Raw genomic sequence first — 12,390 nt, forward strand, 5'->3', positions numbered from 1 at the left:
TGAGAGTTTGAATCTTTTGAATCTGTAGTTTCAGCAGCGGTTCTGTGATTACAAAGAACATTGCAATGCACACTTTTCAGCGGATTGGTGCGATCAGGAAAACTGCAAACCCCTGGCTGATGAAACAACCGAGATTTGCACCTGTGTCGGACGAGCCGATGAACTCGTGCTGAGCTAGGGCTGGCAAGATTGCCGCGTTTCCTCTTGCTGCTTCAGCCGAATTAGTATCATACTGCGGGTGATTTGATTGGCAATTCCATCTGGCTCCAAACCGCACTGACACTCAAGCTGAAAGTTTCGGACGGCGGCCTCAGTTGTTGAGCCATAGTTCCAATCGATCGATCCTGTGAAATCGCCCAGGCGAGTAAGTCGCTCTTGCAGCGTGCCTACACTTTGCTTGATGTCTCCTGGCTTGACTGGCCCCCAAGGCAGACCATCCGACAGCAGTGGCACAGGGATGAGATCCAGCATGACTTGGGTCGCTTCTGTGGCTTCACCCGTTGCAGGCAGCCCTACAACCTGCTTTTGAAACTCTACAACGGCAGCCGCAGTTTCCTCGTCATAGCGATTCCCATAGCGATCGCCCTGATCCATTGGGTAATCCGCCCGCAGATATCCTCTTCGGATGAGCTGTTGCTGAATCTGCCTCACTCGGAAGCCGCGATCGCCCAGCTTCCGCGTAATGGAGTCTTGGGGGCTGGAGGCTGTCGGAGCGGGTGACGGGATTACTAGCCCACCGGAAGCTCGTAAAGCTGCTGTCGGAGAAGGGTTAGGGTCTGTAGTCGGGTTGAGAATCTGTGCTGGTCCACAGCCTGAACCCAGAGCAGCCATCAGACCAAACATGCTCACGAGGGTCGCTTTTGAGCGGAACTGCCGAGCTATTGCGGGTGCAGAACTCCGAAGCTTGAACGCGGGCAAAACGGGTGCTACGAGAGAGCGATCGCCCTTCACATACAGGCAGGACGAGGCTTGAGCAATTAACACGGCGCGGCCCTGAGCGGAACCAAGCGAACCGAGCGCTGGAAGTTTCATGGGAAATGGTAGAAATGCGACTTGGTAGATATCGTTTTTTGATATCTAAACTAATGATATCTTAAATTGATATCACCCAGATAGCAAGACCTCACCAAAGAAATTTCCAACCCAACCCCCAATCCCCCACCCCTCATTAAACAGATGTTGCAGAAACCTTAAGAGAGATTGAGGACTTCGGGCGATCGCTCAACTCACGCTTTACGCTTAGTCCATTAGTTTTATGCGCTTCAACTTGCGTTGCCTTTTGGGTAAGCGAGATGCGCCTCACTGGGCGATCGCCAAAGCCGCCGCAATGCAGGTTTGCCAACCACTCAAGGCTAAATGGGTTAACGGTCATGAACATGGAAAAATATCGCGTCACTTGCACGCTGTCCTTTGGAGATATTTACGGTCAAGTGGTGGTCTGGCTGGTGGTCATTTTCCTCAGCCTGGCCAGTGCGCTGGCGCTGATGGGCACGAGTCGCCCGCTGTTTGCCCTGGTGACGGTAGGGCTGATCCTGGTGCTATCGCTGCCGTTCCTGCTGTTTGCCTTCGTCACGACGCTGCTCAACCACATCGAGTTTTCGTCGGTCGATCCTGCCACAGAAACCACGAGTAAAAAAGTGACCGTTTCGGGCCAGCGCCCTGCCCAGAGCCTCAGCTAGTTCCCCTCCGCTGCTTCAGAAAATCGCCGCTTTCTGTCGCTACTTTCTAAAGAAGTTCCCTGCCAATCGGCGGGGAGCTTTTGTTTTGCGCCACCATAGAGAACAGGAGAACACCGACCCAGCACACTAGCATGATTGATCACGACGTTGTGATTGTGGGCGGCGGACTGGCCGGATGCCGCGCCGCTGTCGAAATTGCCCGCATGAATCCATCCCTCAGCGTGGCGGTGATTGCCAAAACGCACCCGATTCGCTCCCACTCGGTCGCTGCCCAGGGCGGCATGGCGGCCTCGCTCAAAAATGTCGATAGCGAAGATTCTTGGGAAGCCCACGCCTTCGACACCGTGAAGGGATCTGACTATCTCGCCGACCAGGACGCAGTGGAAATCCTCACCCGCGAAGCGCCCGACGTGGTGATCGACCTGGAACACATGGGCGTGCTATTTTCGCGCCTGCCTGACGGACGCATCGCCCAGCGAGCCTTTGGCGGCCATTCCCACAACCGCACCTGCTACGCCGCCGACAAAACCGGGCACGCCATTCTGCACGAGCTGGTGAACAACCTGCGGCGTTACGGCGTTCACATCTACGACGAGTGGTACGTCATGCGCCTGATTTTGGAAGAAGAGCAGGCGAAAGGACTGGTGATGTTCCGCATTCGCGATGGGCATCTGGAAGTGGTGCGGGCAAAGGCGGTGATGTTTGCCACGGGGGGCTATGGGCGCGTGTATAACACCACGTCCAATGACTTTGCCTCGACGGGCGACGGGCTGGCCATGACGGCAGCCGTTGGATTGCCCCTGGAAGACATGGAGTTTGTGCAGTTTCACCCGACGGGCGTATATGGCGTAGGGGTGCTGATTTCGGAGGCGGTGCGCGGCGAAGGGGCCTATCTGGTGAACTCGGAGGGCGATCGCTTCATGAAGACCTACGCCCCCAGCCGCATGGAACTGGCTCCGCGAGACATTACCTCACGGGCGATCGTGAAAGAGATTCGGGCCGGACGCGGCATCCACCGAGACGGCAGCGCGGGCGGCCCCTTCGTCCATCTCGACGTGCGCCACCTCGGCCGCGAAAAGATTATGAGCCGCATTCCCTTTGCCTGGGAAGAAGCTCATCGGCTGCTGGGCGTAGACGCGGTGCATGAGCCGATCCCTGTGCGCCCGACGGTGCATTATTCGATGGGCGGCATTCCCACCAACACTGACGGGCAGGTGCGGAGCGGCGACGAGACGCTGGTGGAAGGCTTTTTTGCCGCCGGAGAAACGGCCTGCGTGTCGGTGCATGGCGCAAACCGCCTGGGCAGCAACTCGCTGCTAGAGTGCGTGGTGTATGGGCGGCGGACGGGGGCGGCGATCGCCCGCTATGTGCAAAACCGCAAGCTACCCGACCTGAACGAGACACCCTACCTCAGCGAAGCCCGTCAGCGTATCCAAACCCTGCTCGACCAGCGCGGCGAACACCGAATCAACACGGTGCGGCAAGCCTTTCAGGACTGCATGACCGATCACTGCGGCGTGTTTCGTACTGAAGAGGTAATGCAAGCAGGGCTGCAAAAGCTGCAAACGATTCGCCAGCAGGCGGGCAATATCTTCCTAGACGACAAAGGTAAACTGTGGAACACCGAGCTAATCGAAGCTCTGGAGCTACAAAGCCTGCTCACTGTGGGCGAAATCATCCTCACGGGCGCACTAAACCGCAAAGAGAGCCGGGGGTCGCACTGCCGCGAAGACTGCCCCGATCGCGACGATGTGAACTTCCTTCAGCACACCATGGCTTACTACTCGCCTGCGGGCATTGAGCTACGCTATCGCCCGGTGACCATCACTCAGTTCCAGCCCCAGGAGCGGAAATATTAGCGGAAATATTAACCGTTGAGACTTACGCAGAGCGATCGCCCCATATCTCCCAGCACCGACACCTTTGGGCGATCGCCCTTCATCTCCTTGCACCCGTACCTTTGGGCGAGCGAAGCTCAGCTAGTAGGAATTAGCTCTGGCATAATCGCCAACGGCATAGCATACATTTCGCAGGCTGGTTAATAGCTGCTGCTCCAAGTCCTTATCTTGAGCAGATTGGGCGATCGCCAGCCGTTGTTCATAGCATTCGATTGCTTTGGCATAGTCTCCCATTGCGTCGTAAATCACGCCAAGGCTTTCTAGCGCCTGGTCTTCATTGCGCCTGTCGCGGAGGGTTCGGGCGATCGCCAGCCGCAGTTGATGATAGGTAATGGCTTTGTTGCAATCCCCCAGGGAATAGCAGGCGCTTGCCAAATTTTTGAGGATTTGTCCTTCGGTAGACAGGTCAGACTGCTGCCGCGCAATTTCCAAAAGCTGCTCGTAGCACTCCACCGTTTTCTGACCGTTTTCTAGCGCGTGGTAGGCATTGCCCAAGTTCCGCAAAACCTGCCCCTCTACCTGCAAATCATGCAGTTCTTTCGCCAGACGCAGGCTTTGTTCGTAATAGGCGATCGCCTGTTCACAATCCCCCATTGCCTTATACACCATACCGAGGTTGTTGAGCGCCGCCATTTCGCCCCGTCGGTCTTGAATTTCGCGGGCCACGACTAGCGTTTGCCCTTTATATTCAATGGCCTTTTCAAAGTTGTTCAAATGGCGATAGGCATTGCCCAAATTTCCCAAAGCCTGACGCTCGGTGCGCCGATCCATCGTCTGACGGGCCATTGCCAGCGCTTGATAGGAATGGGCGATCGCCTCTTGGTATTGACCCAGCGCATAAAAGGTCAGACCCATGCCGCTGAGGGTCATGCCTTCGCCCTGCAAATCATGCACTTCTCGATAGCCAAAGAGGACATGCCGAAATGTTTTCAGGGCTGATGGATAGTCCCGAATTTGATATTGCTCAATCGCTTTTTCCAGCAGTTGATCTAGCTCAGCTTTTCGACTGCCGAAGCTCGCTGCCTTTGAGTTGCGAACGTCCGTGGTTCGCTCGGTTTCTGGGACAAAGGTTCCCCGATAGGAATCAAAAAAATCAGCCATGACTGCGATCGCCTCCCGATTCAGTCCATCTTCCAATCCGTCGGATCATTGCAGATGCAAACGTCCATTCAGATGGAATCTTCTTCAATGAAATATATCTGTAGTCCTAGCTGCAAGTTACTAGTGACTCGATCACCTCGTAGATCAAAATCTAGCCGCAGACCTAATGAATTATCTCTGGCTTTTTAACCAGCTTATCTACCCGTTCCACTCTCTCGATTGAGCTTGGAAATCAATCAGCGTTCAACAAGTTTGTGTGTAACTCGGCCTTTAACCCATCGGCCTTTAACTAGAGTTTGATCAGCGTTTAACTAAGGATTTAACTGGGGTTTAACTGGGGTTCAACTAGAGTTCAACTAGAGTTCAACCAGGGTTTAATAACTGCTCTTGAGGGCAGCAAAATTCGTCACAAAATTGTCAATGTATGAGGGCTGAGCTTTTCGGTATCTTCAGCTTGCCATGAAGATTGTGCAAACTCCTACGGTAGATGCCCTGAAAAATGCCGCCTATAGTTTTCCAATTCCTCAATTGCTCCCGCCACATCTGCGTACATCCCCATATTTTTTAGTAGCTAAATATACATGCCCGGAGTCCATTGCTGGCGGCGATCGCCACATTGCCCACATCTTCTGGGCTTTTGCTATAGGCTGAAGGAGAATGTCTCCTCTCTTGCTTCTGCCTTTGTGACTGCTGTTTTCGCCGATGAGCGGCTGCTGTTTACGCCTGCAACGCCGGATGCCGATGCGGTTCCGGTAATTTTTGCGTTTCCCAATGACTATACCGTTGGCATCACTAGCCTGGGCTATCAGGTGGTCTGGGCGACGCTGGCGACGCGGGCCGATGTGCAGGTCAGCCGCCTGTTTACCGATCTGCATGAGCCGCTGCCAGCCTGCCCCGAATTGTTGGGGTTCTCCGTATCCTGGGAACTGGACTATGTGAATATTTTGGGGCTGCTGGAGTCACTGGAGATTCCCCTGCGATCGCCCGACCGCACCGATGCCCACCCGCTTATTTTCGGGGGCGGCCCTGTGCTGACGGCCAATCCTGAACCCTTTGCCGACTTTTTTGACGTGGTGCTGCTGGGCGACGGCGAACTGCTCCTGGATGCGTTCATCACGGCTTACAAAGCAGTGCGGCAGGAGGGGCGATCGCAGCAGCTTCGACACCTAGCGCAGGTTCCGGGAGTCTATGTTCCGTCGCTATATGACGTGACCTACACTGCACCAGACGGAAAAATCCGGGCGATCGCTCCGCTGGAAGGCGCACCTGCGGTCGTCGAAAAGCAGACCTATCGCGGCAACGTGCTGTCGGCTTCGACCGTCGTCACCGAGCGAGCCGCCTGGGAAAACATTTACATGGTGGAAGTGGTGCGGAGTTGTCCTGAAATGTGCCGCTTTTGCCTGGCCAGCTACCTGACGCTGCCCTTTCGCCCAGCAAGTTTGGAGCAATCGCTGATGCCTGCGATCGAGCGGGGGCTGGCGGTGACCAATCGGCTGGGGCTATTGGGCGCATCGGTAACGCAGCATCCAGAGTTTGACGAGTTGCTGAATTATCTCAACCAGCCGCAGTTCGACGATGTGCGGCTCAGCCTGGCCTCGGTGCGGACGGGCACCGTGACCGAGAAACTGGCGCGATCGCTCGTGCGACACGACACCCGCTCCATTACCATTGCGGTCGAAAGTGGGAGCGATCGCCTGCGGCAAATCATCAACAAAAAGCTGGAAACCGAAGAAATTGTCCAGGCTGCCATCAACGCCAAAGCAGGCGGCCTCAGCAGCCTCAAGCTCTATGGCATGGTCGGCATTCCGGGCGAACAGCCCGACGACCTGGATGCGACCGTAGACCTGCTGAAAACCCTGAAAAAAGCCGCGCCCGGTCTGCGCCTGACGCTGGGGTGCAGCACCTTTGTCCCCAAAGCCCACACGCCCTTTCAGTGGTTTGGCGTGAACCCGCAGGCAGACAAGCGATTAAAGATTTTGCAAAAGCGGCTGGGGGCACTGGGAGTCGAGTTTCGTCCCGAAAGCTATAATTGGTCGGTAATCCAGGCGCTAATTTCGCGGGGCGATCGCCGTTTGTCCCATTTACTAGAAAAGGTGCGTCACTACGGCGACACGCTGGGCAGCTACCGCCGCGCCTTCAAGGAACTGCGGAGAACCCTGCCACCGCTGGAAGCCTACGTTTTCGACCCCTGGCAGGCGGATGACCTGCTGCCCTGGGAGCATCTGCATGGGCCGCTGCCCAAGGCGACCCTGCTCAAACATCAGGCGAGCGCGATAGCTCTGTTTGCCCCCGCAATGGTCTAACCCGGCTCTGGCTTACCCGCGAACAATTTGCCCAATTCCACCGTCTGCAAGTTTATTCTTGCATATCCTTGCGTTGGAACCACGCTCAATCTGGGTAGTCTACGCTAGGGTTTCCCTTTTCGTTCTTCCCTCTTCGTTCTTCGTTCTTTCCCTTTCGTTCTTCCCTCTTACCAAACCGTTGTCATGATTGAAAAGTCCAGTGAATGGAACCAGAGAGCAATGCTGCGCCGCGCCGCCCGATCGCCCCATGCCTACACCAGGTCGCGGGTCAGGGTGGCTGCTGCTGTTGCGCCCCAGCCAGAAGTGCTGACCACGAAGGGTCTGGATTTCCTATCGCTGGCGGTTTGCTCCTGTGCGCTGACGCTGCTCTGCCACTCGGCCACCAGTCCGCTCCATAGCGCCAGCCCCAGCAACACGCCCCCCGTGCGCCCGTCAGCCATGAGCCGCACAGCCACCACGCCCTCTTTTGCGCCTTTTACGCTGGTTTCTCCTTCGCCCGAAGTGAAGGAACAGGACGAAGACCAAGACCTTTAAACCGCGTGTCCAGCCATTTACCAGCCATCTCGCAAGCAGTTTGGCAAACCGTTTTGATAAACAGTCTGCCAGATTGCTCAAATCCTTCCGAAGCGGGCAGCGGGAATCGAACCCGCATCAACAGTTTGGAAGACTGTAGTTTTACCACTAAACTATGCCCGCAAGTATTTCCACAACAGCCCGTGTCAAAGGTGTGCGTGAAAGGTGTGCGTCAAAGGCGCTGGGAAATTCTCAAGCTTTACTAGGTTAGCACAATTCTAAAAGCACAATTCCAAAAGCGGACTGCTCTGAAAGCGGACTGTTAGGAGTGTCGCTTCGGTTTTGGCGATCGCCCTCCCACGCTGCCTGCGATGCGATCGCCCTTGAGGGCTGAATGCATGGCAGGTTTCTGGCTGGTTTCTGGCTGGTTTTTGCTAGGGACTGGCGATCGCCGCCGCCACCATCGACAGCAGCGCGATCGCCCCCAAAACGCCCCCCGTCCACAGCGCCAGCCGCCGCGAGGTAAACCGCGCCCACACCAGCAAGGTCAAAAATGCCGCCAACCCCACCAGCAGCGCCACCAGCACTAGGGGCAAATCGGGGGGCAAATTGTCGCGAATCATCTCCCGAAAGCGCCCCGGCGCAAACGCAGACAACAGCAGCGTGAACGAGGTGAGGGCGATCGCCAGCCCTCCCATAACCACACAGGTTCCTGCAATGCCTTGCAGAAAATACAACCCGTCCTGGCGCAAACGGCTCAAAGTAATCCGCATAGTAACAGGTGAATAGAAGCGCAATGAAGCAGTTTCTACAAAAAATGTTGACCAAGAATTGAGTCACTGTTGTGAGTGTACCGGAAGTTTGAACACTTGCTGGTAGACGAGCAGCCCAGAGATGAAGTGGGCTTTTGCTTCCAAGCTTGAAAGGTGGCTTGCAGCCCTGAAATTTTGAAGAGAGATGGGTACACTTTTCATCAGACAGGCTCCAGACAAAGCGAATCTGGCAGAAGGCGAAAACTTTTGAGTTTGTGTTTTACCTATGGAAAACCACTCCTCCGCCGATTATGAGCAAGTTTCGCCAGCAGACTGGAACCGCACCCCTGCCTCTGTTAAACGGTGGATAGCGGCCCTTCAGCAGGAATGTGCTAACCGTTTGGAGCGCGAAAGCCGACTGCTTCAGTTTCTAGACGCAGCACCCATTGGCATCGCTGCCTACGACGCAACAGGGCAGCTAGTCTACATCAACCCTTCGGGTCGCAGAGTGCTAGGGCAGGACAATGACACCAACGAGGACACCCACAAGTTAGAAAATTCACCAGCGCCGCCTTTGGAAGCATCTCCGATTTATCGTGCGGGCACCCAGATTCGCTACCCGGTCGAGCAGTTGCCTACGACGCAAGCGCTCAGAGGCGTGGCGGCTGCGGCAGATGATTTGGAGGTTCGTTGGGGCGATCGCACGATTTTTCTAGAAGTGCAGGCCACGCCTATTTTCGACGCGCAGGGCAACGTCACCTATGCGATCGCTACGCTGCAAGATATCAGCCCTCAAAAGCGACGCAACATCGAGCAGCAAATCATTGAAAACACTCGACTGCAAAGTGATCGACGCAGTGATCAACAAAGTGATCGACCAAGTAATCAACGCTATCGCCAGGTGATCCAGGCGCAGACCGACCTGATTCTACGCTCTACCCCAGACACCCGTATTACTTTTGCCAACGACTCCCTCTGTGCAACGCTGGGTCTGCTGCTGGAGGAAGTGGTTGGTCAGCGCTGGAGTAGCTTTGTTCCCGCCGAAGATTTGGATGCAATCTATCGAAAAATTGCTGCCCTGACACCTACACATCCAACCTTTGAAAACATTAACCGAGACCAACGACCCAACCATCAGATTGGCTGGACCCAGTGGGTTAACGTTGGCATTTTCGATGAACAGGGCGTGCTAGTCGAAATTCAATCCGTTGGGAGAGATATTACAGAACTACAGACGCAAATTCAGCGAGAGCAGGCGCTGAACCACGTCTTCCAAGCGATTCGCAACTCCCTCGACCTCGATACTATCTTTGCAACAGCAACGGCAGAAACTGCTCGCTTGCTCCAGGATTTGGACTGTTACGTCGTGCAGTATCTGCCGAAGCAGGGTGTTTGGAAACACGTCGCAGCCTATCGTCACGATGCTGCTCAGCCCTCAACGCTGGGTTTAGAAATTTCTGATGCAGGCAACCCCTTTGCATCCAGGCTGAAGCAGTTTCAGGTGGTGCAGGTGAACGATGCCACCGTTGTCGAAGACACGATTAATCGAGATCTGGCCCAAATCGTGCCGGGGGCGTGGCTGCTGATTCCGCTGTCGGTAGACGGTAAGCTGTGGGGTAGCTTTACGATCGTGGCTGATGGGCGATCGCTCGTTTGGTCCGAAGATCAATTGCAACTGGCCCAAGCCGTTGCCCATCAGCTTGAAATTGCCATTCAGCAAGCCAATCTCTACCAACAGGCGCAAATAGAGCTAACAGAACGCCGCCGCATCGAGGCTGCTCTGCGAGAAAGCGAAGCAAGATTTCAAAACATGGCAGCCAATGTGCCAGGCGCTATCTTTCAGTATCTCCTTCGTCCTGACGGGTCTGATGCAGTGGTCTACATGAGTCCGGGCTGTCTAAGGTTGTGGGAGGTGGATGCACAGGCAGTTGTTGAAGATGCCACCGTGCTGTGGCAGATGATTGATCCAGAGGATCTGCCAGCAATGCAGGCTTCAGTGGTGGAATCGGCACGGACGCTGCAACCTTGGTCTTGGGCATGGCGAATCACGACCCCCTCTGGACGCAAAAAGTGGCTCGAAGCAGCAGGCAGACCAACGCGCTATGCCAACGGGGACATTATTTGGGACACGCTGATTTTAGACGTGACAGAGCGGCAGACAGCGCTAGCGCAGATCCAGCAGTCAGAACTGGCCCTGCGAGACAGCGAAGCCCGCTATCGACTTTTGGCCGAAAACACCAGCGACCTTGTTTGTTTGCATCAGCCATCAGGTCATTACAGCTACGTCAGCCCGTCCTGTGAGGGGCTGCTGGGCTATCGCTATGATGAAATGTTGGGTCGTTTACCGCAGCAGTTTGTGCATCCTGAGGAGGGCGATCGCCTTGCCCAGGCGTTGGAAATCGCTGCCAACAGCGGCAAGGCTGGGCCCGTCACCTATCGGATGCGCCATCGGGCAGGACACTACGTTTGGTTTGAAACCTTGATTAAATCAATCGTTGATGGGACGGGCACAGTTGTGCAACTCCAGACCACTTCCCGCGACGTGACCGAGCGCGTGCGGATTCAACGCCAGCTAGAGTATGCGGCGGTTCATGATGCGCTGACGGGGTTGCCCAATCGCAAGCTGCTGATGGAACGGCTAGAAGCGGCGATCGCCCGTGCCAAATCCGCTGGGGACTATCAGTTTGCAGTGATTTTTCTCGACCTCGATCGGTTTAAGGTAATTAACGACAGCCTGGGGCATCTAGCGGGGGATCAACTGCTGGTTGCGATCGCCCAAATCCTGCAATCGACCCTAAAACCGTCAGACTTGGCGGCGCGGCTCGGAGGGGATGAATTCATTATTTTGCTAGAAGAGATACCCCAAATTCAAGCGGCGATCGATGCCACGGCAGAGCTTTTCTTAGCGCTGCAAACGCCGCTGCTGTTGGAAGGTCGCGAAATCTACACAACTGCCAGTGCGGGCATTGTGCTGGGCACTTCTGCCTATGACCAGGCTTCGCATTTGCTGCGGGATGCTGACATTGCAATGTATCGCGCCAAGCAAAAAGGCAAAGCTTGCTACGAAATTTTTGACATCCAGATGCACGCCCAGGCGCTCCGACGGCTGCATCTGGAAAATGACCTGCGACAGGCGATCGCCGCTGAAGAATTTGTCCTCCACTATCAGCCCACCGTCGATCTCAACACTGGCGCACTGGTAGGGTTCGAGTCCCTCATCCGCTGGCAGCACCCAACCCAAGGCTTGAAGTTTCCCGCCGATTTCATTACTACTGCCGAAGAAATCGGGCTAATTACAGCGATTGATCTGTGGGCGCTGCAAACGGCCTGTCGGCAGTTGGCAAGCTGGCAACAGGTCTTTCCCCAATGCAGCCAGATGAAAGTTGGGGTGAATCTCTCGGTGCAGGACTTGAAGGACGGCGGGTTAATCGATGAGATTGACCGAGCATTGGCACGGAGTGGTCTCAAACCAGCCTGCCTGATGTTGGAAATTACCGAGAGTATGCTGGTCGAAGATGCCGAGGCCGCGATTCGCCTGCTAGAACAAATCAAAGCACGCGGCATTCACATCAGCATTGATGATTTTGGTACAGGCTATTCTTCCCTTAGCTATCTGCATCGGCTACCCGTCGATAGTCTAAAGGTAGACCGATCCTTCGTCAGCCAAGTTGAAGTAGATCCGCGCAACCATCAGATTGTTGAAACCATCGCAGCCCTGAGCCAACAGCTTGGGTTGGGGGCGATCGCCGAAGGCATTGAAACGCACACTCAGCTTCAGCTACTCCAGCGCCTTGGCTATCAGCTAGGACAAGGCTATCTCTTCTCTCGTGCGCTCACGTCAGAGGCAGCCGCAGCGCTCCTTGCTCAAGAGACGAATCTTCTGGACAATCAGCCCGGAGAGGCTTAGGGCAACAGTCCGCATGGCCGCTAGGTCTGCACTGGGAGGAATTGCCCCTGAGCCACGGGCCGACGACTACTCCGGGATGCCGCTTGAGCCGGGAATGAGGTCTGGGGCGATCGCTCGTCAGCCGATGGAGCCAAGCGATGTCTATTAACAAGCGATATCTGTAAAGCGATGCGAGAGGCAGTGGGTTCGGTAGACTGAGAGAACCAACGCAAACGTTAGTAGGAAGGACGACCCAGC

At 55.4% G+C, this 12,390-nt stretch carries 9 protein-coding genes and 1 tRNA gene; 6 read left to right on the forward strand and 4 right to left on the reverse strand.

Going from position 1 to position 12,390, the window contains the following annotated elements; translation table 11 throughout:
* Nucleotides 1-174: 174 nt before the first annotated feature.
* Entirely contained in the window at nt 175-1,032 is an 858-nt protein-coding gene (locus tag HNI00_RS20315; protein WP_316788955.1) for a peptidoglycan-binding domain-containing protein, read from the reverse strand.
* A gap of 338 nt (nt 1,033-1,370) precedes the next feature.
* Here HNI00_RS20315 and HNI00_RS20320 point away from each other — a divergent pair, with 338 nt between their 5' ends.
* Entirely contained in the window at nt 1,371-1,679 is a 309-nt protein-coding gene (locus HNI00_RS20320) for a hypothetical protein (RefSeq protein WP_172358854.1), read from the forward strand.
* A gap of 131 nt (nt 1,680-1,810) precedes the next feature.
* Nucleotides 1,811-3,538, forward strand: coding sequence for a succinate dehydrogenase/fumarate reductase flavoprotein subunit (locus HNI00_RS20325; protein WP_297078248.1), 1,728 nt, complete (start codon nt 1,811-1,813; stop codon nt 3,536-3,538).
* A 120-nt stretch (nt 3,539-3,658) separates the two neighbouring features.
* Here HNI00_RS20325 and HNI00_RS20330 read toward each other — a convergent pair whose 3' ends face one another.
* A complete protein-coding gene (locus tag HNI00_RS20330) occupies nt 3,659-4,678 on the reverse strand; it encodes a tetratricopeptide repeat protein (RefSeq protein ID WP_316788959.1) in 1,020 nt (339 codons plus the stop codon).
* A gap of 683 nt (nt 4,679-5,361) precedes the next feature.
* On the opposite strand from HNI00_RS20330, the gene HNI00_RS20335 reads away from it, so the two are divergent.
* Nucleotides 5,362-6,981, forward strand: coding sequence for a B12-binding domain-containing radical SAM protein (locus HNI00_RS20335; RefSeq protein WP_316788961.1), 1,620 nt, complete (start codon nt 5,362-5,364; stop codon nt 6,979-6,981).
* A gap of 183 nt (nt 6,982-7,164) precedes the next feature.
* The gene (locus HNI00_RS20340) at nt 7,165-7,515 is read left to right on the forward strand and encodes a hypothetical protein (protein WP_316788963.1); all 351 of its coding nucleotides are present in this window, start codon (nt 7,165-7,167) and stop codon (nt 7,513-7,515) included.
* A gap of 91 nt (nt 7,516-7,606) precedes the next feature.
* Here the strand turns inward: HNI00_RS20340 and HNI00_RS20345 are convergent.
* Nucleotides 7,607-7,677 (reverse strand) — tRNA-Gly (locus HNI00_RS20345).
* Nucleotides 7,678-7,928: 251 nt separating this feature from the next.
* Nucleotides 7,929-8,267: a hypothetical protein gene (locus HNI00_RS20350; RefSeq protein WP_316788965.1), complete on the reverse strand. Its 339-nt coding sequence runs from the start codon at nt 8,265-8,267 to the stop codon at nt 7,929-7,931.
* Nucleotides 8,268-8,532: 265 nt separating this feature from the next.
* On the opposite strand from HNI00_RS20350, the gene HNI00_RS20355 reads away from it, so the two are divergent.
* Together HNI00_RS20355 and HNI00_RS20360 are read left to right on the forward strand one after the other, a co-directional pair.
* Nucleotides 8,533-12,153: a bifunctional diguanylate cyclase/phosphodiesterase gene (locus HNI00_RS20355; RefSeq protein ID WP_316788967.1), complete on the forward strand. Its 3,621-nt coding sequence runs from the start codon at nt 8,533-8,535 to the stop codon at nt 12,151-12,153.
* A 13-nt stretch (nt 12,154-12,166) separates the two neighbouring features.
* Complete coding sequence (locus HNI00_RS20360; protein WP_316788968.1) at nt 12,167-12,301, forward strand: hypothetical protein; 135 nt, start codon at nt 12,167-12,169, stop codon at nt 12,299-12,301.
* The last annotated feature ends 89 nt before the right edge of the window (nt 12,302-12,390 follow it).

This window comes from Thermoleptolyngbya oregonensis NK1-22, from assembly GCF_032705245.1.
GTDB classification, from domain to species: domain Bacteria; phylum Cyanobacteriota; class Cyanobacteriia; order Elainellales; family Elainellaceae; genus Thermoleptolyngbya; species Thermoleptolyngbya sichuanensis.